At 71.0% G+C, this 26,813-nt stretch carries 22 protein-coding genes and 1 pseudogene; 10 read left to right on the top strand and 13 right to left on the bottom strand.

All coding sequences use genetic code 11. From position 1 onward, the window contains the following. Positions 1-116: 116 nt before the first annotated feature. From JR065_RS16390 to cysD, 5 genes are all read right to left on the bottom strand, one after another. Positions 117-620 (bottom strand): GNAT family N-acetyltransferase, encoded by a 504-nt coding sequence (locus tag JR065_RS16390; RefSeq protein ID WP_206235416.1) that lies wholly within the window; start codon positions 618-620, stop codon positions 117-119. A gap of 155 nt (positions 621-775) precedes the next feature. Then, the gene (locus tag JR065_RS16385) at positions 776-3,901 is read right to left on the bottom strand and encodes an efflux RND transporter permease subunit (RefSeq protein ID WP_206235377.1); all 3,126 of its coding nucleotides are present in this window, start codon (positions 3,899-3,901) and stop codon (positions 776-778) included. Beyond that, positions 3,898-4,971: an efflux RND transporter periplasmic adaptor subunit gene (locus JR065_RS16380; RefSeq protein ID WP_206235376.1), complete on the bottom strand. Its 1,074-nt coding sequence runs from the start codon at positions 4,969-4,971 to the stop codon at positions 3,898-3,900. The genes JR065_RS16385 and JR065_RS16380 overlap by 4 nt, the downstream gene beginning before the upstream one ends. A gap of 524 nt (positions 4,972-5,495) precedes the next feature. Beyond that, positions 5,496-7,547 carry a sulfate adenylyltransferase subunit CysN gene (gene cysN / locus JR065_RS16375; protein ID WP_241093686.1) on the bottom strand — a complete coding sequence of 684 codons (2,052 nt, stop codon included), beginning with the start codon at positions 7,545-7,547 and terminating at the stop codon, positions 5,496-5,498. Further along, positions 7,547-8,455, bottom strand: coding sequence for a sulfate adenylyltransferase subunit CysD (gene cysD / locus JR065_RS16370; RefSeq protein WP_206235374.1), 909 nt, complete (start codon positions 8,453-8,455; stop codon positions 7,547-7,549). The genes cysN and cysD overlap by 1 nt, the downstream gene beginning before the upstream one ends. Before the next feature lie 202 nt (positions 8,456-8,657). On the opposite strand from cysD, the gene JR065_RS16365 reads away from it, so the two are divergent. The 3 genes from JR065_RS16365 (at position 8,658) to JR065_RS16355 (ending at position 13,108) form a co-directional block, all read left to right on the top strand. Next, positions 8,658-10,526: an assimilatory sulfite reductase (NADPH) flavoprotein subunit gene (locus JR065_RS16365; RefSeq protein ID WP_206235373.1), complete on the top strand. Its 1,869-nt coding sequence runs from the start codon at positions 8,658-8,660 to the stop codon at positions 10,524-10,526. 120 nt (positions 10,527-10,646) lie between these two features. Then, positions 10,647-12,371, top strand: coding sequence for an assimilatory sulfite reductase (NADPH) hemoprotein subunit (cysI, locus tag JR065_RS16360; RefSeq protein ID WP_206235372.1), 1,725 nt, complete (start codon positions 10,647-10,649; stop codon positions 12,369-12,371). Beyond that, positions 12,368-13,108 (top strand): phosphoadenylyl-sulfate reductase, encoded by a 741-nt coding sequence (locus JR065_RS16355; protein ID WP_206235371.1) that lies wholly within the window; start codon positions 12,368-12,370, stop codon positions 13,106-13,108. The genes cysI and JR065_RS16355 overlap by 4 nt, the downstream gene beginning before the upstream one ends. 516 nt (positions 13,109-13,624) lie before the next feature. Here the strand turns inward: JR065_RS16355 and JR065_RS16350 are convergent. The 3 genes and pseudogenes from JR065_RS16350 to JR065_RS16340 form a co-directional block, all read right to left on the bottom strand. Next, on the bottom strand, positions 13,625-15,106 hold the full coding sequence (locus JR065_RS16350; RefSeq protein WP_206235370.1) for a PepSY-associated TM helix domain-containing protein: 1,482 nt from the start codon (positions 15,104-15,106) through the stop codon (positions 13,625-13,627). Beyond that, a pseudogene (locus JR065_RS16345) lies at positions 15,103-15,498 on the bottom strand (TonB-dependent receptor domain-containing protein); the annotation flags it as partial. The gene JR065_RS16350 and the pseudogene JR065_RS16345, both read right to left, overlap by 4 nt. Before the next feature lie 91 nt (positions 15,499-15,589). Further along, positions 15,590-15,958 carry a DUF2946 family protein gene (locus JR065_RS16340; protein WP_343237288.1) on the bottom strand — a complete coding sequence of 123 codons (369 nt, stop codon included), beginning with the start codon at positions 15,956-15,958 and terminating at the stop codon, positions 15,590-15,592. Between the two features lie 137 nt (positions 15,959-16,095). On the opposite strand from JR065_RS16340, the gene JR065_RS16335 reads away from it, so the two are divergent. The 3 genes from JR065_RS16335 (at position 16,096) to arsH (ending at position 17,661) form a co-directional block, all read left to right on the top strand. Beyond that, positions 16,096-16,416, top strand: a complete 321-nt coding sequence (locus JR065_RS16335) for an ArsR/SmtB family transcription factor (protein ID WP_206235368.1) — start codon at positions 16,096-16,098, stop codon at positions 16,414-16,416. Positions 16,417-16,487: 71 nt separating this feature from the next. Continuing rightward, positions 16,488-16,913, top strand: a complete 426-nt coding sequence (gene arsC / locus JR065_RS16330) for an arsenate reductase (glutaredoxin) (RefSeq protein WP_206235367.1) — start codon at positions 16,488-16,490, stop codon at positions 16,911-16,913. A gap of 19 nt (positions 16,914-16,932) precedes the next feature. Beyond that, a complete protein-coding gene (gene arsH / locus JR065_RS16325) occupies positions 16,933-17,661 on the top strand; it encodes an arsenical resistance protein ArsH (RefSeq protein WP_206235366.1) in 729 nt (242 codons plus the stop codon). 66 nt (positions 17,662-17,727) lie between these two features. Here arsH and JR065_RS16320 read toward each other — a convergent pair whose 3' ends face one another. Beyond that, positions 17,728-18,711, bottom strand: a complete 984-nt coding sequence (locus tag JR065_RS16320; RefSeq protein WP_206235365.1) for a LysR family transcriptional regulator — start codon at positions 18,709-18,711, stop codon at positions 17,728-17,730. 164 nt (positions 18,712-18,875) lie between these two features. On the opposite strand from JR065_RS16320, the gene cobA reads away from it, so the two are divergent. Both cobA and cysK read left to right on the top strand, forming a co-directional pair. After that, a complete protein-coding gene (gene cobA / locus JR065_RS16315; protein WP_206235364.1) occupies positions 18,876-20,075 on the top strand; it encodes a uroporphyrinogen-III C-methyltransferase in 1,200 nt (399 codons plus the stop codon). A 26-nt stretch (positions 20,076-20,101) separates the two neighbouring features. Beyond that, positions 20,102-21,061 carry a cysteine synthase A gene (gene cysK, locus JR065_RS16310; protein WP_206235363.1) on the top strand — a complete coding sequence of 320 codons (960 nt, stop codon included), beginning with the start codon at positions 20,102-20,104 and terminating at the stop codon, positions 21,059-21,061. A gap of 268 nt (positions 21,062-21,329) precedes the next feature. Here cysK and JR065_RS16305 read toward each other — a convergent pair whose 3' ends face one another. After that, positions 21,330-22,436 carry a nucleoside hydrolase gene (locus JR065_RS16305; protein ID WP_206235362.1) on the bottom strand — a complete coding sequence of 369 codons (1,107 nt, stop codon included), beginning with the start codon at positions 22,434-22,436 and terminating at the stop codon, positions 21,330-21,332. Between the two features lie 249 nt (positions 22,437-22,685). Continuing rightward, entirely contained in the window at positions 22,686-22,940 is a 255-nt protein-coding gene (locus JR065_RS16300; RefSeq protein ID WP_206235361.1) for a hypothetical protein, read from the bottom strand. 308 nt (positions 22,941-23,248) lie between these two features. Between JR065_RS16300 and JR065_RS16295 the strand changes: the two genes are divergently transcribed. After that, positions 23,249-23,755, top strand: coding sequence for a methyltransferase family protein (locus JR065_RS16295; protein ID WP_206235360.1), 507 nt, complete (start codon positions 23,249-23,251; stop codon positions 23,753-23,755). Positions 23,756-23,859: 104 nt separating this feature from the next. Here the strand turns inward: JR065_RS16295 and JR065_RS16290 are convergent, their stop codons facing one another. Beyond that, a complete protein-coding gene (locus JR065_RS16290; protein ID WP_206235359.1) occupies positions 23,860-24,528 on the bottom strand; it encodes a hypothetical protein in 669 nt (222 codons plus the stop codon). A 126-nt stretch (positions 24,529-24,654) separates the two neighbouring features. Here JR065_RS16290 and JR065_RS16285 point away from each other — a divergent pair, with 126 nt between their 5' ends. Then, positions 24,655-25,194 (top strand): O-acetyl-ADP-ribose deacetylase, encoded by a 540-nt coding sequence (locus JR065_RS16285; protein ID WP_206235358.1) that lies wholly within the window; start codon positions 24,655-24,657, stop codon positions 25,192-25,194. 176 nt (positions 25,195-25,370) lie between these two features. Here JR065_RS16285 and JR065_RS16280 read toward each other — a convergent pair whose 3' ends face one another. Next, complete coding sequence (locus JR065_RS16280; protein WP_206235357.1) at positions 25,371-26,270, bottom strand: alpha/beta fold hydrolase; 900 nt, start codon at positions 26,268-26,270, stop codon at positions 25,371-25,373. Between the last annotated feature and the right edge of the window lie 543 nt (positions 26,271-26,813).

The raw sequence follows: 26,813 nt of genomic DNA, 5'->3' as shown, positions 1-26,813 counted from the left end.
AGTGGGGACCCCGCGATTCTTACCGAAAACGCCCGGCACGGGGCGAATTGGCGAAAAACCCGCCTCTGCCGGCGGCCATGGCCACGCCCGCCGCTGGCCGCGTCCGCCGCCGCGGCTCAGCCCGGCGGCAGCGCCACGCGCGCGAAGCAGCGCAGGTCGTGCACGCCGTCGGGCTTGAGCAGCGCGGCGCGCTGCGTGCCCTCCTCGACGAAGCCGTTCTTCAGCAGCACCCGCGCCGAGGCCGGATTGCTGTCGAGCACGGTCGCGGCCAGGCGGTACAGCGGCAGCGTGCGCATCGCCCAGTCCGCGTACGCGGCCACGATCCGGGTCATGCGCCCCTGGCCCCAGTAGGCGCGCCCCAGCCAGTAGCCGAGCTCGGCGCTGTGGCGGCGCTCGCCCTGGCCCAGGCGCGCGGCGATGCTGCCGCAGGCCTGGCCGTCGATCTCGATCGCCAGCACCGGATGGCGCAGGTCGACCACGCGCCCGGCCAGGAACGCCTCGCCGTCGGCGCGCGTGTACGGATGCGGGAAGCGCTCGCTGAGCCCGCGCACCACCTGCGCGTCGTCGGCATGGCGCAGCAGCGCCGGCAGGTCGTCGGCGCGCCAGCGGCGCAGGCGCATGGCGTCCACCGGCAGGCGCAGGTCGCGCCAGGGGTCGGCGTCGGCGGTCGCAGGATCCGCGTGGGTCATCGGCTGGCTCGTCGGCTGGGGCTGGGCGACGAAGATAACCCGCACGGCGCGCGGCGCACACGGCGCCGCGCAGGGACGCCATGGCCTCAGGCGTGCCCGCCGACCGCCGGCGTCTGCCGTTCCAGCAGCTCCAGGCGCTGCTTCACCGCCTCCGGCGAGCGCGTGTACGGCGCCAGCAGCGCGTAGAACGCCGGCACCACGAACAGCGACAGCAGCGTGGACACCGACACGCCGAAGATCACCACGATGCCGATCGTCGCGCGGCTGGCCGAGCCCGGGCCGCCGGCGACCACCAGCGGCACCGCGCCGACCACCGTGGCCAGCGAGGTCATCAGGATCGGGCGCAGGCGCACCGCGGCCGACTCGACGATCGCCTCGCGCACGCTGCGGCCTTCGTCGCGCAGCTGGTTGGCGAACTCCACGATCAGGATGCCGTTCTTGGCCGCCAGCCCCACCAGCATGACGATGCCGATCTGGCTGAACAGGTTGAGCGTGCCGCCGCTGACCGCCAGGCCGATCAGCGCGCCGAGCACGCCCAGCGGCACGGTCAGCATGATCACCAGCGGATGGATGAAGCTCTCGAACTGCGCCGCCAGCACCAGGTACACGATCAGCAGCGCCAGGGTGAAGGTCAGCAGCACCGCGCCGCCGGCCTTCTGGTATTCGCGCGACTCGCCCTTCCAGTCGATCTGCGCGTAGTCGGGCAGTTCCTCGCGCGCCACCTGCTGCGCCCAGACGATCGCATCGCCCAGCCGGTAGCCCGGCGCCAGCCCGGCGCTGATGGTGATCGCGCGCAGCCGGTTGAAGCGCTGCAGGCTGCCGGGCTCGGCGACCTCGCGCAGCGACACCAGGTTCGACAACGGGATCAGCTGGCCGCTGTCGGCGCGCACCCGGATCGCGGCCAGGTCGTCCGGCGTGGCGCGGCCGTCGCGGCTGGCCTGCAGCATCACGTCGTACTCCTCGCCGTTGTCGACGAAGGTGGTGACCTGGCGCGAGCCCATCAGCGTCTCCAGCGCGCGGCCGATCTCGGTCACCGGCACGCCCAGGTCGGCCGCGCGCTGGCGGTCGATCTCCACCCGCATCTGCGGCCGGGTCTCCTTGTAGTCCGAATCGGCGCCGACCAGGCCGGGGTTGTCGGCGATGCGCGCCAGGATGCGGTCGCGCCACTGCGCGATCTCGGTGTACTCCGGGCCGCCGAGCACGATCTGGAACGGCTGCCCGCGGCTGTTGACCAGCCCGCCGCCGACCTGGGTGCGCGCGCGCACGCCGGGCAATGCGGCCAGGTCCTGCTGCAGCTGCGCGGCGACCTGCGCGGTGGCCACGTCGCGCTGCCCCCACTCGCGCAGGAACACGCTGACCCGGCCGGTGTGCATTTCCTCGGTCGCGCCCCAACCGCCGGGCACGCGCGGGTTGGCGCGCTGGATCGGCTTGCCGTCGCCGCGGTGGCGGTCGAGGATCTTCTCCACCTGCTGCATCTGCCCGACCGTGTAGTCGAAACCGGCGCCTTCCGGCGCATCGATCATCACCTGGAACGAACCGCGGTCCTCCGGCGGCGCCAGCTCGGAAGGAATGTAGTGCGCCAGCACGCCGCTGGCGGCGATCGCCGCCAGCATCAGCGCGCCGAACAGCCAGTAGCGGCCGACGTGGCGCTCGAGCACGCGGCGGTAGCCGTCGCTGACCCGCTGCAGCCGCGCGTTGATCCAGCCGTGCACGCGGTTGGGCTTCTCCTTGGCATGCGCCTTGAGCAGCTTGGACGACATCATCGGGGTCAGGGTCAGCGCGACGAACGCGGAGATCGCCACCGCCGCGGCCAGCGCCACCGCCAGCTCGCGGAACAGGCGCCCGGTATTGCCCTCGAGGAAGCCGACCGGCAGGAACACCGCCACCAGCACCGCAGTGGTGGCGATCACCGCGAACGCCACCTGCGCGGTGCCGCGGCGCGCGGCGACCAGCGCCGGCTCGCCCAGGTCCACGCGGCGCTGGATGTTCTCCACCACCACGATCGCGTCGTCGACCACCAGGCCGATGCACAGCACCAGCGCGAGCAGGGTCAGCAGGTTGATCGAGAAGCCGAACGCGTACAGCGCGATGAACGCGGCGATCAGGCACACCGGCACCGTCACCGCCGGGATCAGCGCGGCGCGCACGCTGCCCAGGAACAGCCAGATCACCACCAGCACCAGCACCACCGCCTCCACCAGCGTGTGGTAGACCCGCTCCACCGACGCGTCGATGAAGATGGTGGTGTCGAAGGCGACGAAGATGTTGGTGCCCTTGGGCAGGGCCTGCTGGATCCGCTCCGCCTCCACCCGCGCGGCGCGGGCCACGTCCAGGCTGTTGGCGGTGGAGGTCTTGACGATGCCCAGGCCGACGTTGGGCACGCCGTTGCTGCGGAAATAGGCGCGGCGCTCGGACGAGGCCAGTTCCACCTTGGCCACGTCGCCCAGGCGCACCACGTAGCCGTCGGCGCCCTTGCCGAGCGGGATCGAGGCGAAATCGGCCGGCTCGCGGTAGCCGCGCTCCACGCGCAGAGTGAAATCGCGGTCGGCCGATTCCAGGCGCCCGGCCGGCAGCTCGACGTTCTCGCGGTCGAGCGCGTTCTCCACGTCGTTGACGGTGAGGTTGCGCGCGGCCAGCTGGTCGCGGTCCAGCCAGATCCGCATCGCGTAGCGCTGGCGCCCGCCCAGGCGCACCTGGGCCACGCCGTCGATGCTGGACAGGCGGTCGACCACGTAGCGCTCGGCGTAGTCGGACAGCTGCAGCGCGTCCATCGTGCTGGAGCTCATGTTGAGCCAGATGATCGCGTCGGCGTCGGCCTCGACCTTGGCGATCTCCGGCGCGTCGGCCTCGTCGGGCATGCGGTCGAGCACGCGGCTGACCGCGTCGCGCACGTCGTTGGCCGCGGCCTCGATGTCGCGGCTGGCGCGGAACTCGATGCTGATGTCGGCCACGCCGTTGGAACTGCGCGCCTCGATGGTCTCGATGCCCTCGATGCCGGCCAGCGCGTCCTCCAGCACCTGGGTGATGCGGCTTTCCACCACCGCCGCCGACGCGCCCGGATAGCGCACTTCGACCGAGACGATCGGCGGATCGATCGCCGGCAGTTCGCGCAGCGTCAGCCGGCTGTACGACATCACCCCGAGCACCAGCAGCAGCAGGCTCATCACCGCGGCGAACACCGGCCGCGTGATCGAGACGTCCGACAGCTTCATCCGGCGGCTCCGGCGCGGCGCGGCGCGGCGTCCTGGGTGTCGACCACGCTGGCCCCGGGCCGCAGCTTGCCGGTGCCGTCGACCACGATGCGGTCGCCGACGGCGAGCCCGTCGAGGATCTCCACCCGTCCGCTGCGGCGCACGCCGGTGCGCACGTCGGCGCGCTCGACCGTGCCGCCGTCGCCGACACGGTAGACGAACGAGTCGCGGCCGACCTGCACCACCGCGATCTCCGGGATCACCAGCGCCTGCCGCTCGGGGCGGTAGATGCGCACGTCGATCAGCATGCCCGGGCGCAGCGCGCGGTCGGGGTTGGGGAAGTCGGCGCGCACGGTCACCGCGCGGGTGGCGGTATCCACCCGCGCATCGACGGTGCTGACCGCGCCGACGAATTCGCGCGCCGGATAGGCCACGCTGCGGCCGCTGACCTTGTCGCCCACGGTCACCGACGCCATCGACGCCTCCGGCACCTGGAAATCGACATAGACCCGGGCGATGTCGTCGAGCGTGGCGATGGCGGTGTCCGGGGTCAGCAGCGAGCCGGGGCTGATCTGGCGCAGGCCGAGCACGCCGGCGAACGGCGCGCGCACGCTGCGGTCGCCGATGTCCGCGCGCATCTGCAGCACCCGCGCCTCGGCGGCGTCGCGCAGGGCGCGCTGGGTGTCCAGCTGCGCCTTGGACACCAGCTGCCGCCCGACCAGCTCGCTCTGCCGCCGGTACAGCTGCTCGGCTTCGGTGAAGGTGGCCTCGGCCTCGCGCAGCGCCGCCAGCTGGCTCTGCCCGCGCAGCGTCACCAGCGGCGTGCCGGCGCTCACTTCCTGCCCGCTGTCGAAATGCACCCGCTCGACGATCTCGCTGACCTTGGCGGTCAGGGTCACCGATTCGCGCGCCCGCACGGTGCCCAGCGACGACAGACTGTCGCTCCAGCGCTGCGTGGCCACCGTCTGCAGCGTCACCGGGACCGCCTCGGCGGCCTTCGCCGGGACGGGCGGCTTGCCGCAGGCGAGCAGGGCGACGGACAGCGAGACGAGGCACGCCAGACGGACGCCGGCGTGTGGACGGTGCGGCATGAGGATTCCGGGCACGTGAGGTTCAGCCCAGTTTAACGGCCCGGCGTGACGGCCGTTGACACGCATCGACCATGACCAAAGACCCTTGCCGGCACGCGCGATGCGGCATTGGCCGGCGCCGCCACGGTGCCACCGCGGCGCGGACGCGCCGCGGCAACTGGCGCTTGCCGCCGCGAACGGCATTTGAGGTTCGATACGCGCCGCGAACGCGAGCGCGTCCGTACGCCACCGAATAGAGCGGCGAACGCCGCGCTGCGGCTTAGGGCCTGTCAACGCTATCGGGATAGGTCATGTTGTCATGTCCGGCGTCCAGGCGGCCGTGTGCGGCGGCGCGGCAGGCTCGCTGCCTGTCCAAGCCGCGCGCGGCCGCTTGGGCCGGACAGGGCAGCCCAAGAAGGGCCGTGCTCGGGCACGCACGGTGCAGCGTCATCACTCGGTCGCCTATCGGCATAAGCGCCCTCGCTCCTGCCTGCCCCGCACGCGCCCAGGCGCGGCGTGGCCTATCCCGATCGCGTTGACAGGCCCTAGTCGTTCGCGCCCAGCCAGGCCAGCACCTGGGCGGCCAATGCCTCGGGGCTGGCGTCCCCGGCGCGCAGGTGCAGCTCGGGACGCTCCGGCGCCTCGTACGGCGAATCGATGCCGGTGAAGTTCGGGATCTGCCCGGCGCGCGCCTTGCGATACAGGCCCTTGACGTCGCGCTGCTCGGCCAGCGCCAGCGGCACGTCGACGAACACCTCGACGAATTCGCCGGCGTCGAAGCGCGCGCGCGCCATCTCGCGTTCGGCGCGGAACGGCGAGATGAAGCTGACCAGCACGATCAGCCCGGCATCGGCCATCAGCCTGGCCACCTCGGCGACGCGGCGGATGTTCTCCACCCGGTCCTCGTCGGTAAAGCCCAGGTCGCGGTTGAGCCCGTGGCGCACGTTGTCGCCGTCGAGCAGGAAGGTATGCCGGCCCTGCGCGTGCAGGCGCTTTTCGACCAGGTTGGCGATGGTCGACTTGCCGGCGCCGGACAGGCCGGTGAACCACAGCACCTTCGGCGCCTGGCCCTTGATCCGCGCGCGCGCCGCCTTGTCCACGTCCAGGTGCTGCCAGTGCACGTTGCCGGCGCGGCGCAGCGCGAAGTCCAGGGTGCCGGCGGCGACGGTGGCGTTGCTCTGCCGGTCGATCAGGATGAAACCGCCGAGCGCGCGGTTGCGCGCGTACGCGGCGAACGCCACCGGCTCGTCCAGCGCCAGGTTGCAGTAGCCGACCTCGTTCAACTCCAGGCGCTTGGCCGCCAGCCGCTCCTGGGTGTTGACGTCGATGCGGTGCTTGATCTCGCTGACGCTGGCCGACACCGTGCGCGCGCCGATCTTCAGCCAGTACGGACGGCCCGGCAGCAACGCGGCATCGTCCATCCACAGCACGTGCGCGGCGAACTGGTCGGCCACCTCCGGCGGGTCGTCGGCGGCGGCGATGACGTCGCCGCGGCTGATGTCGATCTCGTCGCGCAGGGTCAGCGTCACCGCCTGCCCGGCGCCGGCCGATGCGACCTCGCCGTTGACGTCGAGCACCGTGGCGACGGTGGAGCGGCGCGCCGACGGCAGCACCACCACCGCGTCGCCCGGGCGCACCTGGCCGGCGGCGATGGTGCCGGCGAAGCCACGGAAGTGCTGGTTCGGCCGGTTGACCCACTGCACCGGCAGGCGCAGCCCGCTGTCGGCATCGCGCGCGTCCAGGTCCAGGCCTTCCAGGTGTTCCAGCAGCGCCGGGCCGGCGTACCACGGTGTGCGCGGCGAACGCTGCGACAGGTTGTCGCCGTCCAGCGCCGACAGCGGAATGCACTGCGCCTGGGCGATGCCCAGCTGCGCGGCCAGCGCCTGGTAGCTGGCGGCGATCGCGTCGAAGGCGGCCTGGTCGAAACCGACCAGGTCCATCTTGTTGACCGCCAGCACCACGTGGCGGATGCCGAGCAGCGAGACGATGTAGCTGTGGCGACGGGTCTGGGTCAGCAGGCCCTTGCGCGCGTCGACCAGCACCACCGCCACGTCGGCGGTGGACGCGCCGGTGGCCATGTTGCGGGTGTACTGCTCGTGGCCGGGGCAATCGGCGACGATGAACTTGCGCTTGTCGGTATCGAAGTAGCGGTAGGCCACGTCGATGGTGATGCCCTGCTCGCGCTCGGCGGCCAGACCGTCGAGCAGCAGCGCGTAGTCGATCTCCCCGCCGCGGGTGCCGTGGCGCTTGCTGTCGGCGCTGAGCGCGGCGAGCTGGTCGTCGAACAGGCGCTTGCTGTCGTACAGCAACCGCCCGATCAAGGTGCTCTTGCCGTCGTCGACGCTGCCGCAGGTGATGAAGCGCAGCAGCGGCTTGTGTTCGTGTTGCTGCAGGTAGGCGGCGATGGCGTCGCCGCCGCTGCGGGACTCGGGACTCGGGACTCGGGACTCGGAGGATCCCGCGGGCTGCGGGTCCGCCTCGGCTCCAGGCGATCGGCCGGCGCCGCCTGCCATATCCGGCACAGAATTCCCCGTCGCGAATCCCGGCTTTACGCCGAGTCCCGAGTCCCGGGTCCCGGGTCCCGCATTAATAGCCATCAGAAATACCCTTCCAGCTTCTTCTTCTCCATCGACGCCGAAGGATCCTGGTCGATCACCCGCCCCTGCCGTTCCGACGACGTCGCCAGCAGCATCTCGGCGATGATCTTCTCCAGCGTATCGGCCTGCGACTCAATTGCTCCGGTCAACGGATAACAGCCCAGGGTGCGGAACCGCACCTGCCGCAGCTGCGGACGCTCGCCCTCGCGCAACGGCAGCCGCTCGTCGTCGACCAGGATCAATGCGCCATCGCGCTCCACCACCGGACGCTCGGCGGCGAAGTACAGCGGCACCACCGCGATGCGCTCGCGATAGATGTACAGCCAGATATCCAGCTCGGTCCAGTTGGACAGCGGGAACACCCGCACGCTCTCGCCGGAATGGATGCGCGGGTTGTACAGGTTCCACAGCTCCGGGCGCTGGTTCTTCGGGTCCCAGCGGTGGCGGTCGTTGCGGAACGAGAACACTCGCTCCTTGGCCCGCGCCTTCTCCTCGTCGCGGCGCGCCCCGCCGATTGCCGCGTCGAACCTGCCCTGGTCCAGCGCCTGCTTCAGGCCCTGGGTCTTCATCACGTCGGTATGCACGGTGGCGCCGTGGGTGAACGGCCCGATGTCCTGGGCGATGCCGTCGGGATTGATGTGCACGCGCAGGTCCACCCCGGTCTCGGCGGCGCGGCGGTCGCGGAAGGCGATCATCTCGCGGAACTTCCAGCGCGTGTCCACGTGCAGCAGCGGGATCGGCGGCGGCCCGGGCGCGAACGCCTTCAGCAGCAGGTGCAGCAGCACCGAGCTGTCCTTGCCCACCGAATACAGCAGCACCGGGTTGCGGAATTCCGCCGCGACCTCGCGCAGGATGTGGACGCTCTCGGCCTCGAGCCGGTCGAGGTGGGACAGGGCACTGGCAGTCATCAAGGGCAACGCGACAGTCATTACGGGCCGGTTCCAGGGTAGCAGCGCGGGGATGCGCCGGGTCTGGCCTGGGCCGGCAGTGTGTCGCGCCGCCGGTGCAGGTCGAAATAAGCGCCGGGCATAAGCCGATAACCCCTGTTCCTTTCTGCACGGGGCAACGCATCCCTAACATCGGTCATCCCTAGCTCCCACCGGACCGGCCATGACCGCCGCCTCACCCGCTCTGCCGCCCAGCCCCTTGCCCGACGAACGCAAGGCGCTGCTGGCGCGGACCGTGGAAGGCCTGGACGGCGCCAGCCTGTGGTGGCTGTCCGGCTATGCCGCCGGCCTGGCCCAGGCCCAGGGGCACCCGCCGCCGACGCTGGCGGTACTGCCGGGCGGCGCCGCCTCGGCGCAGGCCAGCCAGCGCCTGACCGTGGTCTACGGCAGCCAGACCGGCAACGCCCGCCGCGCCGCCGAGCAGGTCGCCGCCGAGGCCGAAGCGGCCGGCCTGGCGGTCCGCCTGCTGCGCGCCGACGCCTACCCGACCCGCGAACTGGCCGGCGAACGCCTGCTGTACGTGGTCATCAGCACCCAGGGCGAGGGCGATCCGCCGGACGACGCGATCGGCCTGGTCGAGTTCCTGCAGGGCCGCCGCGCGCCCAAGCTGCCCGAGCTCAGGTACGCGGTGCTGGGCCTGGGCGATTCGAGCTACGCCGACTTCTGCGGCATCGGCAAGCGCATCGACGCGCGCCTGGCCGAACTCGGCGCGCAGCGCGTGCTGCCGCTGGGCGAGGCCGACCTGGACATCGATACCGTCGCCGCGCCGTGGCGCGCGCAGGCCCTGGCGCAAGCGCGCGAATTGCTCAAGGGCGCGCCCGCCGCGCCCTCGGCGACGGTGACGCCGCTGCGCAGCGCGGCCAGCTGGACTCACGAGCGCCCGTTCGCGGCCGAGGTGCTGGCCAACCAGCCGATCAGCGGACGCGACTTCAAGGGCCCGCGCTACGCCGCGCACGGCGGTGCCGACAAGGACGTGCGCCATATCGAGCTGTCGCTGGCCGGCAGCGGCCTGCACTACGAGCCGGGCGACGCGCTCGGCATCCGCCACCGCAACCCGCCGGCGCTGGTCGAGGCCGTGCTGACGGCGACGCGACTGGACGGTCACGCAGACGTCACCGTCGGTGCGGAAACTCTCTCCCTGCACGAGTGGCTCGCCGCGCATCGCGAACTGACCCGGGCATCGCGGCCGTTCCTGGCCGCGGTGGCCCGCCGCTCAGCCGCACCGGCGCTGGAACAGCTGCTCGACCCTACCCAGACCGCCGGTCTGGCGGCGTTGCTGGCCGATCACCAGGTGATCGACGTGCTGCGACGCTGGCCGGCGGATTGGGACCACAGCGCACTGCTGGAAGCGCTGCGGCCCCTGGCGCCCCGCCTGTATTCCATCGCCTCCAGCCGCAAGCGGGTCGGCGACGAGGTCCACCTCACCGTCGACGTGCTGGCCTACCAGGCCCACGGCCACGTCCATGGCGGCGCGGCCAGCGGCTATCTGGCGGCGCTGGCCGAGGGCGACACCGCCCCGGTCTACATCGAACCCAACGAACGCTTCCAGGTGCCGGCCGACGGCAGCCGCGACATCCTGATGATCGGCCCCGGCACCGGCGTGGCGCCGTTCCGCGGCTTCGTCCAGGAACGTGCCGAGAGCGGCGCCAGCGGGCGCAACTGGCTGTTCTTCGGCGCGCGCCACTTCAACCAGGACTTCCTGTACCAGGCCGAGTGGCAGCAGGCGCTGCGCAGCGGCGAACTGCACCGGCTGGACCTGGCGTTCTCGCGCGACGTGCAGCCGGTGCGCGAAGATGCGGCGCCGCAGAAGGTCTACGTGCAGCAGCGCCTGCGCGAGCACGGCCGCGACGTCTACGACTGGCTGCAGAGCGGCGCGCACCTGTACGTGTGCGGCGCGATCGGCATGGGCAAGGACGTGCACGCGGCGCTGCAGCAGATCGTGGTCGAGCACGGCGCGCTGTCCGCCGAGGACGCGGCGGCCTATCTCACTTCGTTGCAGCGGGAGGGACGGTATGCGCGCGATGTCTATTGATCTTTGGGGACCGGGGACCGGGGACCGGGGACCCGGAACAGCAACGACGCCAGCTGCCGCCTTTGCCGTTGCTGGTGACTTTCCCCGTTCCCTGGTCCCCGGTCCCCGGTCCCCACGCCCATGAGCCACTCCGTCGAAGACATCAAGGCCGAAAGCCGCCGCCTGCGCGGGTCGCTGCTGCAGAGCCTGGCCGATCCGGTCACCGGGGCGTTGCGCGAGGACGACCAGACGCTGATCAAGTACCACGGCAGCTACCAGCAGGACGACCGCGACCTGCGCGACGAACGCCGCCGGCAGAAGCTCGAGCCGGCCTACCAGTTCATGATCCGCACGCGCACGCCGGGCGGGGTCATCACCCCGGAGCAGTGGCTCAAGCTCGACGCCATCGCCACCACCTACGGCAACCACTCGCTGCGCGTGACCACGCGCCAGGCGTTCCAGTTCCACGGCGTGATCAAGCGCGAGCTCAAGGCGACGATGCAGGCGATCAACGCCGCGCTGATCGACACCCTGGCCGCCTGCGGCGACGTCAACCGCAACGTGCAGGTCGCCGCCAACCCGCTGGCCTCGCGCGCGCACGCCACGCTGTACGCCGATGCCGCGCGCGTATCCGAGCACCTGCTGCCCAATACCCGCGCCTACTACGAGATCTGGCTGGACGAGGAACAGGTGGTCGGCAGCGGCCAGGAAGACGAGCCGGTGTACGGCGACACGTACCTGCCGCGCAAGTTCAAGATCGGCTTCGCGCTGCCGCCGGTCAACGACGTGGACGTGTTCGCCAACGACCTGGGCTTCATCGGCGTACCGGGTGCCGACGGCGAGTTGGTCGGCTACAACGTCAGCATCGGCGGCGGCATGGGCGCCAGCCACGGCGACGCGGAGACCTATCCGCGCGTGGCCAACGTCATCGGCTTCATCGAACGCGACCGCCTGCTCGACGTCGCCACCGCGGTGGTCACCACCCAGCGCGATCTCGGCAACCGCCTGGTGCGCAAGCGCGCGCGTTTCAAGTACACCATCGACGACCACGGCCTGGATACCGTCGTGGCGCAGATCGAGCGCCGTGCCGGCGTGCGCCTGCAGCCGACCCGCGCCTTCTCCTTCGACCACAACGGCGACCGCTACGGCTGGAGCGAAGGCGAAGACGGGCGCTGGCACCTGACCCTGTCGCTGCCGGCCGGTCGCATCGCCGACCACGACGATGGTGCGCCCCATCTCAGCGGCCTGCGCGAGATCGCCCGGCACCTGCAGCGCGACGGCGAAGGCGCGCACCTGCGCATGACCGCGAACCAGAACCTGGTCATCGCCGGCATTCCCGCCGCCCAGCGCGAGGCGATCGACACGCTGGTGCGCGCGCACGCGCTGGACACCGGCAACCGGGCGCGTACCGCGCTGGCGCGCGCGGCGATGGCCTGCGTGGCACTGCCGACCTGTGGCCTGGCGATGGCCGAGGCCGAGCGCTACCTGCCCGACTTCGCCGGCAAGCTGGAACCGCTGCTGGACCGGCACGGGCTGCGCGAGGCGCCGATCCTGCTGCGCATCTCCGGCTGCCCGAACGGCTGCTCGCGGCCGTACCTGGCCGAGATCGCGCTGGTCGGCAAGGCCCCCGGACGCTACAACCTGATGCTCGGCGCCGATCACCGCGGCCAGCGCCTGAACACGCTGTACCGCGAGAACATCACCGAGCCGGAGATCCTCGACGCGCTGGACCCGCTGTTCGCGCGCTACGCCGGCGAACGCGAGCGCGACGAGGGGTTCGGCGACTTCCTGCACCGCAGCGGCCTGGTCGACCTGCCGCCTTATCCCACCCACCGCCACCTCATCCCTTCGGAACTGCACGCATGAGCGCCCTGCCCGCCTCCGCCCAACAAGACTCCGCCAATGCGCCGGCGACCGCGTGGGACCTCGACGCGGTCAACGCGCTGCTGGCGCCGATGACCGCACCGCAGCGCGTGGCCTGGGCGCTGCAGCACGGCCCGGCGGAAGCCGCGCTGTCGTCCAGCTTCGGCGCGCAGTCGGCGGCGACGCTGCACCTGCTGACCCAGCAGTTGCCGGAGATCCCGGTGATCCTGATCGACACCGGCTACCTGTTCGCCGAGACCTACCGCTTCGCCGACGAGCTCACCGACAAGCTCAAGCTCAACCTGAAGGTGTACCGGCCGCTGGTCAGCCGCGCCTGGATGGAAGCGCGCCATGGCCGGCTGTGGGAACAGGGCATGGTCGGCATCGAGCAGTACAACAACCTGCGCAAGGTCGAGCCGATGCGGCGCGCGCTGGACGAACTGCACGTGGGCACCTGGTTCACCGGCCTGCGCCGCAGCCAGTCCGACAGCCGCGCGCAGACCCCGTTCGTGCAGAAGCGCGGCGAGCGCTACAAGATCAACCCGATCGCCGACTGGAGCGACCGCGACCTGTGGCAGTACATGCAGCAGCACGGCCTGCCCTACCACCCGCTGTGGGAGGAAGGCTACGTGTCGATCGGCGACTTCCACACCACCCGCCGCTGGGAACCGGGCATGCGCGAGGAAGACACGCGCTTCTTCGGCCTCAAGCGCGAGTGCGGTATCCACGAGGACATCTGACCTCGACGCGAGGTGTTGCCCAGGCGCCCACAGCTCATCGCGAGCTCCTGTAGGAGCGGCTTCAGCCGCGACGAACGGCGCGATGGACCTTCCGGCTCCGGACACTGTCGGGGTTGAAGCCCTCCTACAGTGCACCTAGCGTGCTGATCGCCGCTCCCTGTGGAGCGGCTTCGGCCGCGACGAACGGCGCGATGAACCTTCCGGTTTCGGATACTGTCGGGGCTGAAGCCCCTCCTACAGTGCACCCGTGCCCCCGCCCCAACCCTCTCCGGTGGGAGATGGGCCAGAGTCGCCAGGCTGTTCCTTCTCCCACCGGGAGAAGGTGGCCCGCAGGGCCGGATGAGGGTACGGGGCGAAGCCCCTGCGCACCCAAACCCAACGACCCGTTCCGTACTCTCCCCCAATCCTCTCCCGGTGGAACGAAGTGGTGGGCCTTCCGGCTCCAGTCGTCGCCGGTACTGGAGCCATACCCACAACCTCTGCGGCCAAGGCTCGAGGCCTGGCCAGCCGCATCGCTCACGCCCGCCGCAACACGCACACCCAGTCCAGCGCCAGCATCAGCAGCAGCGATACGCCGACCAACGGGAACAGCAACCCGCCGATCGCTAGCAGCGCGATCACCACGTGCAACGTGCGCCGGTCCGCCGGCAGCGGCGGCACGCCCAGCGCGCCGGCCGGGCGCCGTTTCCACCACATCGCCGCCGCGCTGGCGCACAGCACCACGATCCCCACGCACGAGGCGATCAGCAGCCACTGGTTGAACGTGCCGTACTGCTGCCCCAGGTGCACGTTGATGCCCCATTCCAACGCCTTGGCCAGCGGGCCGTAGTCGGCATAGCGCATATCCAGCAGCACCTTGCCGCTGTACTGATCGAGGTGGATCACCCGCTGCTGCGCCAGGTCGGGCGGATACACCGATGCGGTGTACACGCCACGCGCGCCGACCGGCAAGCTGACGCTGTAGCCGGCGGCGATGCCGCGCGCCTGGAATCGCGCCACCGCCGCGTCCAGGCCGATCGCGCCGGGTGCCGCAGGCGCCTGCGCCTGCGCCATCGCGTCCATCGCCATGGCGCCATGCGCGGCATGCTCCGCATGTGCCGCGTTGCCGCTGTCCTCGATGCTTGGCACCGGGGGCGCATGCGCCCCTGCTGGCATCGGCATCGACTCAGCCTCAGCCTGCGGCAGCGCGGACTGCGGCACTCGCGCCTGGCGCAGCGACCAAGCCGGCACGCCTTCGTCGCGCAAGCGCTGCGTCGACATCGGCACGTCCACGCGCACGCCGGCCGGATAACCGTAGTGGTGCCCGTTGGCGATCCGGTTGACCTGCTCGCCCCAGAACCACGACCACGGCATGCCGGTCAGCGCCAGGAACAGCAGCATCGCGCCGACGAACACGCCGGTGACCGCATGCAGGTCGCGCCAGAACACGCGCTGCGCGGGCCGCCCGCGCACGCTCAGCACGCCGCCGCGGCGACCGCGCGGCCACCACAGGTACACGCCGCTGAGCACCAGCAGGATCGCCCAGCCGGCCGCCACCTCGATCAGCGCGTTGGCGAAGGCGCCGAGGTAGTCGAGGCTGTGCAGGCGGCGGATCGTCCATGCCAGCGTGCCGCGCTCGGGCAAGGCGCCCAGCGCGCGGGCGCGGTACGGGTCCACGTACACCACCGTGCGGCGGCCATCCGCGCCCGCCACCAGCACCTCGGCGCTCGCGTCGGCCTGTGGCGGCGAGGTATAGCGCAGCGCGCGGCCGGGCTGCGCGGCCAGCGCCGCATCCAGCAGCCGCTGCGGCGACAGCGTCGCGACGTGCGGCGGTACCGCTACCGTCTTCAGCGCAGCGTGGAAGTAGCGGTCGATGGGCTGCTGGTAGACGAAGGCGGCGCCGGTGACCGCCAGCCACACCAGAAACGGCAGCACCAGCAGGCCGGCGTAGAAATGCCAGCGCCACACCGCGCGGTAGAAGCGCCACGCCGCTGCCGGCGATTGCACGGCCGCGTTCATCGCCGCCCCCAGCTGACGCTGAGGTATAGCGCGCGCCCGTCGCCCGGCCAATAGCGCGACGCGCCACTGTCGTACCAGGCGTATAGGTAATTGCGGCCAGCGAGATTCTTCAGCTGCAACGACAGCTCGCGGCGCTCGCGCCAGGCCCAGTTCGCGCCTAGGTTCGCCAGCGCGTGGCCGCCGTAGCGGCCAAGCGTGTTGCTGCGCTCCACGTAGCAGTCGCCCGGCGCGTTGCCCCAGGCCGACAGCTTCAGCCGCGGCGTCGCCTGCCAGTCGATGCCGGCAGTGGCCGGGTAGCGCGGCACGTTCCCGATCTCCCTGCCCCGCGTTGCAGGCGCGGTGGGATCGGGAACCACGAGGGTCGCACGCTGCCGCGAATACGCCAGCCACAGCCACGGCGCGAAGAAGGAAAACGGCATGAAACGCACTCCATGGGCACGAAGACGCACCGCGCGGGCGCGGCACGGACAGAAGGCTCGTGACTCAGGAGAACAGCGGCGGCGCGCGTGCGGCGTGAGCGCGCCAGACCAGGGAACGCGACGAGGGCCGCCGCCCTGCCGGCGACGCCGCGGCGCTGCGAAGCAGCGGCAGCAACAGCACCAGCGCCGCCAGCCACGGCAGCAGGCGCGCCGCAAGCAGGCAGTAGTCGCACGCCGCTTCGTCCGCCATGCCGTGCTCGCCATCGCCCGCACCCGCACCGGCAAGCGGATGCGACGTCGGCAGCGCATGGGAGGGAATGACGTCCATGCTGCGGTTGCTGCACAACGCCGACAGCGCGGCAGCTATGCCGTTGTCGCGCGACTGCCCCCAGCGGCTGAGCAACGGCGCGCACAGCATCAGCAGCACCGCCACGGTGGCGAGCATGTGCAGGCTGTGCTGGAACCGTCGCTGGCGGATCATCGCCGCAGTCTAGCGAGCGGCCGTCGGGCGGGCCAGCCGGCGGCGCGGCATGGCTTGCGCCAATTCGATAATTCTGGAATTATCGAATCATGGACACCGCCACCACCCTCGCCGCGCTGCGCGCCTTGGCCCATGCGCATCGACTGGCCGCCTATCGCGCCCTGGTCCAGGCCGGTGCCGACGGCATGGCGGTCGGCGAACTGCGCGCCGCGCTGGACCTGCCGGCGGCCACGCTCACCGCGCATCTCAACGTGCTGCGCGGCGCCGGGCTCATCGTCGACCAGCGCCAGGGCCGGGTGATCCGCCTGCGTGCCGACTACGCGCGCATGTACGGCCTGATCGGCTTCCTTACCGAAAACTGCTGCGCCGGCGAACGCTGCGCGGCGCCCGCACCGGCGCGCAGCGGCTGACCACGGCACCGGCGCCGGCCCTGCCTGGCGCACGCGCGCACGGCGCCTTCCCTTTCCCTCGAGAGCATGCGATGAACGCGATCACGATCTACCACAACCCCGCCTGCGGCACTTCGCGCAATACGCTGGCGCTGATCCGCAACAGCGGCGCCGAGCCCACCGTCATCGAATACCTGAAGACGCCGCCGGACCGCGCCACGCTGCAGGAGCTGATCGCCGCCATCGGCCTGCCGGTACGCGACCTGATGCGGCGCAAGGGCACGCCGTACGCGGAACTGGGCCTGGACGATCCCGTCCTGGACGACGACGCGCTGATCGACGCGATGCTGCAGCACCCGATCCTGATCAACCGGCCGATCGTGGTCACCGCGCTGGGCGCCCGCCTGTGCCGCCCGTCCGAGGCGGTGCTGGACATCCTGCCGTCGCCGCAGCGCGGCCCCTTCGCCAAGGAAGACGGCGAACAGGTGATCGATGCCGATGGCCGACGTGTCCTCTGACCCGCGCAGCGCTGCCCACATGTCCGCCGACCTGAGCACGCTGCCGAACCTGCAGGCCGACGCGTTCGCGCGCCCGGACCCCGCCACGCTCGCCGCACCCGCGCGCGCCGGCCATCGGCCGCGCATCCTGCTGCTGTACGGCTCGCTGCGCACGCGCTCCTACAGCAAGCTGCTGGCGCTGGAAGCGGCACGGCTGCTGCAGGCGATGGGCGCCGAAACGCGCGTCTTCGATCCCACCGGCCTGCCGCTGCCCGACGCGGTGCCCGACAGCGACGCGAAGGTGCAGGAACTGCGCGAGCTGGCGCTGTGGAGCGAAGGCATGGTGTGGTCCTCGCCGGAACGGCACGGGGCGATGAGCGGCGTCCTCAAGGCACAGATCGACTGGATCCCGCTCAGCCACGGCGCGCTGCGCCCGACCCAGGGCAAGACCCTGGCGCTGATGCAGGTTTCCGGCGGCTCGCAGTCGTTCAACGCGGTCAACCAGATGCGCGTGCTCGGCCGCTGGATGCGGATGCTGACGATCCCCAACCAGTCCTCGGTGGCCAAGGCCTGGCAGGAGTTCGACGAGCCGGGGCGGATGCGGCCGTCGGACTACTACGACCGGGTGGTGGACGTGATGGAGGAACTGGTCAAGTTCACCCTGCTCACCCGCGACGTGGCGCCGTACCTGGTGGACCGCTACAGCGAACGCCGCCAGATCGCCACGTCCGGCGCGCTGGCGGCCGCGTCGGGCGCGGCGAGCAGCTGAGCGCTGCGCTGCGGCGGCGTGGCCAGCCTGCAGCACGGCGGCCACGCGAAGCGAGTCCGCGGCCGCCTAGCTGGTGATGGTCTGGGTCAGCGCTTCCCAGGTCGGCGGGGTCGGCCAGTCCGGTTCCTGGTTGCCTTCCATCACCCGGCGCAGGTCGCGCGTGTCGATCTGCGGGGCCAGCACGTGCACCAGTTCAAGCGCGTAGTCGCGCAGCACGCGGTCGCGCGGCAGCACCGCCCAGGCGGTGCATTCGGGAATCTCCGCCGGCGCCGGCCATGCGCGCAGGTCGGTGTCGCCGGCGTGCACCGCCATCTCGGCGAGCAGGCCCACGCCCAGGCCGGCGCGCACGTAGGTCTTGATCAGGTCGGCGTCCAGCGCGGTGAGCGCGATGCTCGGTTCCAGGCCGAGCCTGGCGAAGGCGCGCTGCAACGACGAGCCGGAGCGGGTCGAGGATTCGTAGCTGATCAGCGGCTGCGCGGCCAGCGCGGCCATGTCCGGCACGCGCTTGGGCGTGTCCAGCGCATGCCCGCGCGGCACCAGCACCAGCCGCCGCCAGCGGTACAGCGGCACCGCGATGCCGGCGCCGGGCTCGCTGCCGGCGGTGCTGACGATGGCGATGTCGGCGTCGCCCTGGCTGAGCAGGTCCAGCGCCGCGCTCTCGGCGGCCTGCTGCAGGTGCACGCTGACCTGCGGGTAGGCCTGCTTGATCTGCGCCACCGCCGGCGGCAGCACGAAGCGCGCCTGCGTATGCGTGGTGGTCAGGGTCAGCTGGCCCTGGCTCTCGCGGCGCTGGTTGGCGGCGTAGGTGCGGATGTTGTTGGCTTCGGCCAGCACCGCGCGCGAGCGCTCGATCACCTCGCGGCCGGCCGGCGTCACCGCTTCCAGGCTGCGTCCCTTGCGCACGAACAACAGGAAGCCCAATTCGTCCTCCAGCTGCTTGAGCTGCTTGGACAGGCCGGGCTGGGTGGCATGCACGCGCGCCGCCGCCAGGGTGATGTTGAGGTCGGCGTCGGCGATCGCCACGAGGTAGCGGAGTTGGGTCAGCGTCATCGGATCGGGGGAGGCGCCGCCTGGCGGGAGCAGGTCACGACTGTAGTGGAAATAGCATATCCACCTTATAACCGAAAGCTATCTGGCGGATGCATGAAGTCATTTCCGGTGGCTATAAGCCGGCGCTACGGTCACGCCTCCCGCTCTCCTATGCCGCGACCGCCGTGAGCCCTGCCCCGTTCTCCCTGTCCGCCGACCTGCGCGACCGCCCGGTACTGGTGGTCGGCGGCGGCCTGGCGGCCGAACGCCAGGTGCAGGCACTGCTTGCCGCCGGCGCGCGGCCGCTGGTCGGCGCCCCGGCGCTGAGCGCCGGCCTGCACGGGCTGGCCGATGCGCAGCGGGTGCGCTGGCTGCCAGGGCGCTTCGACCCGGCCTGGCTGGACGAGACATGGCTGGTGGTCGCCGCCAGCGCCGACGCCGGCGTCAACCGCGACGCCACCGACGCCGCCGCATCGCGACGGCTGCTGGTGCACACCGTGGACGCTATCGCGGTGGCGGATGCCGTCGCGTCGCCAACGGCCGACACCGCCGCTGCGCAGCCCTCGCCACGCGCGCTGCGCCCGGGCAGCGTGACCCTGGTCGGCGCCGGGCCGGGCGATCCGGGCCTGCTCACCGTGAACGCGCTGCGTGCCCTCGACGAGGCCGACGTGATCCTGCACGACCGCCTGGTCAGCGCGGCGATCCTGCGACTGGGCCGCGCCGATGCGCAGCGCATCGAGGTCGGCAAGTCGGCGCAGGGCCACAGCGTTCGCCAGGAGCAGATCCACGCACTGATGCTCGAGCACGCGCGCGCCGGCCACCGCGTGGTGCGGCTGAAGGGCGGCGACCCGTTCGTGTTCGGGCGCGGCGGCGAGGAACTGGAATTCCTGCGCGCCCACGGCATCGCCTACGCGGTGGTGCCCGGCATCACCGCGGCGCTGGCCTGCGCCGCCTACGCCGGCATCCCGTTGACCCATCGCGACCATGCCCAGTCGCTGCGCCTGGCCACCGCGCACTGCAAGGATTCGCTCGACACGCTGGACTGGGCGGCATTGGCGCAGGAGCGGCAGACCCTGGCGGTGTACATGGGCGTAGCCGGGCTGGACACGGTGCGCGAGCGCCTGCTGCTGGCCGGACGCGCGCCGGCCACGCCGTTCGCGCTGGTCGAGAACGGCTCGCGCCCCGAACAGCGCGTGGTCACCGGCACCCTGGACGACCTGCCCGACACCGCGCGCGCGCATCGGGTGCGCTCGCCGGCGTTGCTGATCGTCGGCGAAGTGGCCGCGCTGGCTGCGTCGCTGCACTGGTTCGGCGCGCCGCCGCTGGGCGCCACCCCATCACTTTTTCCGAAGCCGCACGCGCCTACCCTGGCGCACGCCGCTTAGCCCGAATCCTCCACGGAGATTTCCGCATGGCCATCTACGACAACATCCTCGACACCATCGGTCACACGCCCGTGGTCCGGCTGCACCGCCTGCCGCCCGAGCACGTCAGCCTCTACGTCAAGGTCGAGGCGTTCAATCCCGGCGGCTCGGTCAAGGATCGCCTGGCGCTGGCGATCGTGCTCGACGCCGAGGCCAAGGGCCTGCTCAAGCCCGGCGACACCATCGTCGAGGCCACCTCCGGCAACACCGGCGTGGCGCTGGCGATGGTCGCCGCCGCGCGCGGCTACAAGTTCGTGGCGACGATGGTGGAGACGTTCTCGATCGAGCGCCGCAAGCTGATGCGCGCGTTCGGCGCCAAGGTGATCCTGACCCCGGCCGCCGAGCGCGGCAGCGGCATGGTGCGCAAGGCCGAGGAACTGGCCCAGCAGCACGGCTGGTTCCTGGCGCGGCAGTTCGCCAACCCGGCCAACCCGGCCTACCACCGCAGCACCACCGCCGCGGAGATCCTTCGCGACTTCGCCGGGCGCCGGCTCGACCATTTCGTCAGCGGCTGGGGCACCGGCGGCACCCTCACCGGCGTCGGCGAAGTGCTGCGCGTGGCGCGCCCGGACGTCAAGATCACCGCCACCGAGCCGGCCGGCGCGGCGCTGCTGCAGGGCAAGGACTGGCAGCCGCACAAGATCCAGGGCTGGACCCCGGACTTCGTGCCGGAAGTGCTCAACCGCGAGGTCTACGACCAGGTGCTGAGCGTGGAGGACAGCGACGCCATCGCCACCTCGCGCCGGCTGGCCGCCGAGGAAGGCATCTTCACCGGCATCTCCGGTGGCGCCACCGTCGCCACCGCGCTGCGCGTAGCCGAAACCGCGGTGCCCGGCTCGGTGATCCTGGCGATGCTGCCCGACACCGGCGAACGCTACTTCTCCACCCCGCTGTTCGCCGACATCAACGAAGGCTCCGACGACGACTGGCTGGCCGGCCTGCCGTGACCGGGAACTAGCGTGGCGGCGCGTCATGCTGGACGTCGGCCCCGATGCTTCCGATATCGGGCAGTGCGCCGCTTCGCTCGTCGCGACTGAAGTCGCTCCCACAGTGAACTTGCTGCCGGCGCTGGGTGCACTGTAGGAGGGGCTTCAGCCCCGACCGGTTCCGGCGCCGGAGCGACCACCGCTTCGCTCGTCGCGACTGAAGCCGCTCCTACAGGAGTACAGAGCCGCACCTGCAGCGCTTCGCGGCGCAAACAGCCGAGCCGACATGCTAGCCCGGCAACGGCGCGCCCCGCGCCGGCGGCTGCGGCGCGGTCAAACGCTCCACCAACAGTTGCTCGATCGCTTCCACGTCCACCTCGCGCACCACCGTCTGCGCCTGTTCGCCCAGCCCCGGCTGATAGCCGGGGGCCCACGACAGGATGTCGCCGTAGCCGGCGCCGAACTCGGTGTTGGCATCGATGTAGAGCCGCTCGCTGAGCGTGGCCAGCTCCGGGCGCAGCCACAACGCCGTGGCCAGCTCGTCCCACAGCGGGAAGCCCGGCTCGCGCCGGCGCAGCGCGTGCCCGATCGGCGTGTCGGCGGCGCTCATGCGCGCCAGCAATTGCGGGGTCAGCTCGGTGGCGGTGGACGGATCGACCGGCACCATCACCATGTGCCGCCAGGGCGCGCGCATCACGATGCTCGCCGCCTCCGGGTCCCAGCGGATATTGAATTCGCGCCGCGGCGAATTGACGAACTCGCGCGCGAACTGCCGCGCCGACACGCTGTCGCGCCGCTGCCGCGGATTGAGGCTGCCGCCCATGTACACCAGCTCCTTGGCCAGCGATGCGAACTGCGGGTCCAGCCGCTGCGCCAGCGCCAGGTTGGTCAGCGGGCCGGTGGCGACGATGCTGACCTCGCCGGGAAACTCGCGCACCTTGCGGATCATGAACATCGCCGCCGGCTCGCTGGCCGCCTCGACCACCGACGGATTGCCCAGCGCCAGGTCCGGCACCACGTCGTGGGCGTGGTAGCGCGGCGAACTCTGCACCGTGTCGTGCTCCACCCACTGCCGGGTCCACGCGCCCTTCCACAACAGCCTGCCGTACAGCGCCTCCCAGCGTTCAGTGGCCAGTTCGCTGTTGAGCAGCGGGTGCACCGGCCCGGGCAGCACCGGGATCTCCGGGCGCCCGGCGATCTCCAGCAGCCGGCGCGTATGCGCCAGCGCCTCGTCGCGCCAGACGTTGCCGCTGACCACGGAAATGCCGAGCACCTCGACCTCCGGCGACTGCAGCAGCAACAGCTGCGCCGGGGTGAAGCCATCGATGTCGTCTTCGAGGATGACGCGGCGGCGCGGGACGGATGCGGCGTCGGCGGAGGCTTGTGGCGTGGGCATGGATCGGAACTGGCGAGGGAGGAAATGCGAGGCGCTTGGGCAGCGCGCGCACGACGCCACGCGTGGGAAATACCGGCATCGGACGATCGCCTAGGGTAGCGGGGTTTGCACCGCAGACGCTATCCATACGTCTTGGCAATGGCGCATCGGCAAACGCGATGTGCGCGTATGCGGCCGCTTGGCCCGGCCTGCCCGGCCCTGCGAGCGATAGGCGCGTCCCTTACCGGCCAGAGCGCCGGATCTGGCGTCCTATTCCCGGATCCCGTATGCGGCGTTCGCTTCGAAGGTCTGGACTGCCGTCCGATAGACGTCCGATCCCTTCTCCTCTGGCGACCGCTTGAGACGATGCCTGGATCCGAACACGTAGACGGTATCGCCAAGCGACAGCCTTTCCTTGATGTGCTGCGCCGAGGGCGCAACGAGCACCTGCTGCAGGAACACCATTGGCTGCCGCCGGTGGTACGCCCAGGCTGGCTCGCCTACCCACACCGGATTTTCGTTCAAGCAAAGAAACTCGTTCTTCAGGCGCTCCGACAACCATTGCTTCTTGTTCTTCGGAGAGCCTTGCGCGACATACTCGCCGTAAAGGCCTCGACGAAATCCTCCGCACCCTCCTCCTCCACCGACGCGGGCCCTTGTTCCGCGACGCCCATGGCAGCGCCCCAGAAAAGATGGAAATCCGTCAATCCGCTCATACCGTCCCTGCGACACGTGTTCCACTATTTCCAGACTAGCAGTGCAGCTTTTGCCACCTCCCCCGACCGGCACGCTAAAGTAGCCGCGCTGGGAGCCCGGGGAATGGAGAAGGATCGTTGAGCAATCGAGTTTCTGGCCGGCACGCGCGCCGGCCTGCACGTGTGCCGCTGCTGGTACGTTCCACTTCGCCAGTGCACTTCTTCGTCGCGCTGCTGCTCGGCGCCCTGCTGCAGCACGCGCTCGCCCTGCCGTTGCCGCAGGGCCGCGCGCTGGCATGGATGCAGATCGGCGGCGGCGCCATCGCCGGCGCCGGGTTGCTGCTGGCGCTGGCCTGTTTCGTGCTGTTCGCGCGGCGCAGGACCACGATCCTGCCGGCGCAGCCGCCGTCCAGCCTGGTGCTGCGCGGCCCGTATCGCTACAGCCGCAACCCGATGTATGTGAGCCTGGTCCTGAGCTATGTCGGGCTGTGCGTGCAGACCGGACTGCCCTGGGCGGCGCTGCTGTTGCCGCTACCCTGGCTGGCGCTGCAGCGGGTGGTGATCCCGTTCGAGGAAGCGCGGCTGCGCGCGCAGTTCGGCGGCGCCTACGAACGCTACTGCGCCGAGGTTCCGCGCTGGCTGTAGCGCCGCTTCAAGCGTGACGCAGGGCGAGCCAGCGCAGCCGGCAGCGTGACGTGGTGCAAGCCAGCGCGCCGGCACGGCGCGGCAAGCCGTCCGTCGGCGATGCGCTAGCCGCGCAGCCACCAGGCGAGCGCGGCGCCGGCCAGCAACGCCAGCATGCCCCACAGCCAGATCCCGCCGGGCCGGTCGCCGCTGGCCACGGTCGGCCGCGTCCCCACCTGCAGCGGGTGCCGGTCGCGATAGTCCTCCACCATCGTCTTGGCCTCGGCCAGCGACAGGCCCGGATGGTGCTCGCGGGTCAGCTTGATCGCCTGGATCAGGTTGCCCTGCCCCACCGCCAGCACCGCGGCCGGCGGCAGCGCGTCGGCCCGGAACCCGCCGCCGTGCGCGACGGCCGGACGCGTCTCCGCCTGCAGCGGGTGCCGGTCGCGATAGTCCTCCACCATCGCCTTGGCCTCGGCCAGCGACAGGCCCGGATGGTGCTCGCGGGTCAGCTTGATCGCCTGGATCGGGTTGCCCTGCCCCACCGCCAGCACCGCGGCCGGCGGCAGCGCGTCGGCCCGGAACCCGCCGCCGTGCGCGGACGGCGCGCTGCCGTGCCGGCTCAGCGCGGCCGAGACGGCCTGCGCGGCGCCCTCCTGCATCCAGCGGTCGACCTGGCGCTTGGCGCTGCCCAGGTCCATTCCGGTCTGGTCGCGTAACAGCTTGATTGCAAGGATGATGTTGCCGTGGGCAAGGGCATCGGCGACGAGCGGCGGCGGCAAGGTCGGGGGCATGTCGCAGGCGATGAGATGAAGGAAGAGCAGTCTCCGCGTTCAGGGGTTAAGGCGCCGTTGGCCTGGCGTGGCCTGGCCGCCTCGCTCATCACGTCTCCATCATTGGAACCGCATAAAGATCAGCGCATGAAGATCGAAATCTGGCAAGGCGACATCACCGAACTGGACGTGGACGCCATCGTCAACGCCGCCAACGAATCCCTGCTCGGCGGGGGCGGCGTGGACGGCGCGATCCACCGTGCGGCCGGCCCGGCGCTGCTCGAGGAATGCCGGCAGCTGCCCGAACTCAAGCCCGGCGTGCGCTGCCCGGTGGGCGAGGTGCGCGCCACCGCCGGCCATCGGCTCAAGGCGCGGCACGTATTGCATGCCGTGGGCCCGGTGTGGCGCGACGGCGCCCACGACGAGCCGGCGCTGCTGGCCAACTGCTATTGGCGTTCGCTGCGCCTGGCCGAGCAGATGGGCCTGCACTCGGTGGCGTTCCCGGCGATCAGCTGCGGCGTGTACGGCTATCCGCTGCACCAGGCCGCGCGCATCGCGGTGGCCGAGACCACCGCCTGGCAGCGCGCGCACGCGGTCCCCAAGCGGGTGATCCTGGTCGCCTACAACGAGGCGGCCTACAAGGCCTACCAGCAGGCGCTGACGCAGAGCCAGCTGCAGGTCGCCTGAGCTGCGCGGCCCACGGCCGACGCAGGCTGGCCGCGACCGCCTCACAACGCTTTCTTCAATAGCCTGCCGGGCCTGACAGGATTAGTGGGTCTGGCCGGCATCTTCCGAGGCGCTACGCGTTCGATGGGTGCGCGCAGGCCGCGTAGCAGCGCTGGCAGGCCTCGCCATCGTTGGCGTCAGTCGAGCCACCCGTGGACGTTCATTACCGCGTCGGCGAACGCCTGCGGCCGCTGCTGCGGCAGGTTGTGCCCGGCATCGACGACCCGGTGCTCGTGCAACCCGACGAACATGGGCGCGTGGCTCCCGGTCCCTCCCGGCTTGAGCGGGTCGCTCGTGCCGTCGAGCGTCACCGCCGGAACCGTTATCGGCGGCCGGCCCGCCAGGCGGTCTTCGAGTGGCTGCAACGCCGGGTCGCCGGCTTCCCGGCCGAACGCGTGGCGGTAGGCGTGGATCACCACGTCCACGAAGTCCGGGTTGTCGAACGCGCTTGCGCTCTGCCTGAAGGTCGCATCGTCGAACTGCCAGCCGGGCGACCACGCCTCCCACAGCAGGCGGCACAGGTCGCGGCGATGCCCGGCCAAGCATTGGCGCCCGCGTTCGGTCTGGAAAAGATGCTGATACCAGCAGACGCGCTCGAGCGAGGGCGTGGCCGCAAGCCGTTGCGCATGCACGTCGATGATGTCGTAGCCGGCGTAGCAGACCAGGCCGCCGATGCGCTCGGGCCACAGCGCCGCCGCCACGCAGGACGCGTTGCCGCCCCAATCGAAACCGGCCAGGATCGGGCGCTCCAGGCCCAGGGCGTCGGCAAGCTGGACGATGTCGCGGCCGCGCGCGGCTTGCTGGCCACTGCGCATGATGGCATCGGAAACGAAGCCGGTCGGACCGAACCCGCGGGTATAGGGAACCACGACCCGCGCGCCCGCGCCGGCGAGCACCGCGGCCACCTCGTCGAAGGCATGGATGTCATAGGGAAACCCGTGGGACAGGATCACGGGCCAGCCCCCGGCGGGGCCATGCTCGACATAGGCGATCCGCAGGGTATCGGTCTCGACGCTACGTTCTCTCTGCTCGTTCATAGCGATTCACCTCGGTTGCCAGACGTCCGTTCCCGATAGGCCGAAACAGCGCTTCGGCATTGCGGCAGGACGGCACGTCTGCCTTGTCATGGAATCCGTGCGGGAAACGCGGCATGCAGCAGCGGGCGAAGAACCTGCGCCCCACCCGTGCGCGCCACCGATGCCGCAGTGCCTGCGCAGCAGTGCAGGACTGCACCGCAAGCCCCGCGCGCCGCGCTTCGAAAAGCGGCGTCATCGCCTTCAGGAGCGCGCCAGCACCGTGGCGACGAAGGCGCGCAGGTCGTCGAGCATCAGCTGCGGCTCCTCCCAGGCGGCGAAGTGGCCGCCTCTGCGCATCTGGCTCCAATGCACGATGGGATACGTCTTCTCGGCGAACGTGCGCGGAGTGGGCAGAACACCGGATCGGGAAAGGCCGCCACGCCGGTGGGCACCTGGATGCGCGTTCCGGCGGGAAAGCGGTCCGACCCTGAGGCATCCCCACGTTTTTCATGAAGGGGCAACCATCTGGTCGAGGACGTGTTCCGGAAGTTCTCGCAGTCGCTG

Source organism: Xanthomonas sp. (assembly GCF_017163755.1).
Taxonomy (GTDB): Bacteria; Pseudomonadota; Gammaproteobacteria; order Xanthomonadales; family Xanthomonadaceae; genus Xanthomonas_A.
The sequence above is the reverse complement of the archived record's forward strand: the minus strand, read 5'-3'. Positions and strand labels throughout refer to the sequence as shown.

Coding starts and splice junctions, on each gene's coding strand:
- JR065_RS16355 (WP_206235371.1), top strand. CDS start 12,368: ATGAGCGCCCTGCCCGCCTCCGCCCAACAAGACTCCGCCAATGCGCCG.
- cysD (WP_206235374.1), bottom strand. CDS start 8,455: ATGACTGCCAGTGCCCTGTCCCACCTCGACCGGCTCGAGGCCGAGAGC.
- arsC (WP_206235367.1), top strand. CDS start 16,488: ATGAACGCGATCACGATCTACCACAACCCCGCCTGCGGCACTTCGCGC.
- JR065_RS16280 (WP_206235357.1), bottom strand. CDS start 26,270: ATGAACGAGCAGAGAGAACGTAGCGTCGAGACCGATACCCTGCGGATC.
- JR065_RS16350 (WP_206235370.1), bottom strand. CDS start 15,106: ATGAACGCGGCCGTGCAATCGCCGGCAGCGGCGTGGCGCTTCTACCGC.
- JR065_RS16390 (WP_206235416.1), bottom strand. CDS start 620: ATGCGCCTGCGCCGCTGGCGCGCCGACGACCTGCCGGCGCTGCTGCGC.
- arsH (WP_206235366.1), top strand. CDS start 16,933: ATGTCCGCCGACCTGAGCACGCTGCCGAACCTGCAGGCCGACGCGTTC.
- JR065_RS16385 (WP_206235377.1), bottom strand. CDS start 3,901: ATGAAGCTGTCGGACGTCTCGATCACGCGGCCGGTGTTCGCCGCGGTG.
- cysN (WP_241093686.1), bottom strand. CDS start 7,547: ATGGCTATTAATGCGGGACCCGGGACCCGGGACTCGGGACTCGGCGTA.
- JR065_RS16365 (WP_206235373.1), top strand. CDS start 8,658: ATGACCGCCGCCTCACCCGCTCTGCCGCCCAGCCCCTTGCCCGACGAA.
- JR065_RS16305 (WP_206235362.1), bottom strand. CDS start 22,436: ATGCCCACGCCACAAGCCTCCGCCGACGCCGCATCCGTCCCGCGCCGC.
- JR065_RS16285 (WP_206235358.1), top strand. CDS start 24,655: ATGAAGATCGAAATCTGGCAAGGCGACATCACCGAACTGGACGTGGAC.
- cysK (WP_206235363.1), top strand. CDS start 20,102: ATGGCCATCTACGACAACATCCTCGACACCATCGGTCACACGCCCGTG.
- JR065_RS16320 (WP_206235365.1), bottom strand. CDS start 18,711: ATGACGCTGACCCAACTCCGCTACCTCGTGGCGATCGCCGACGCCGAC.
- JR065_RS16290 (WP_206235359.1), bottom strand. CDS start 24,528: ATGCCCCCGACCTTGCCGCCGCCGCTCGTCGCCGATGCCCTTGCCCAC.
- JR065_RS16380 (WP_206235376.1), bottom strand. CDS start 4,971: ATGCCGCACCGTCCACACGCCGGCGTCCGTCTGGCGTGCCTCGTCTCG.
- cysI (WP_206235372.1), top strand. CDS start 10,647: ATGAGCCACTCCGTCGAAGACATCAAGGCCGAAAGCCGCCGCCTGCGC.
- JR065_RS16335 (WP_206235368.1), top strand. CDS start 16,096: ATGGACACCGCCACCACCCTCGCCGCGCTGCGCGCCTTGGCCCATGCG.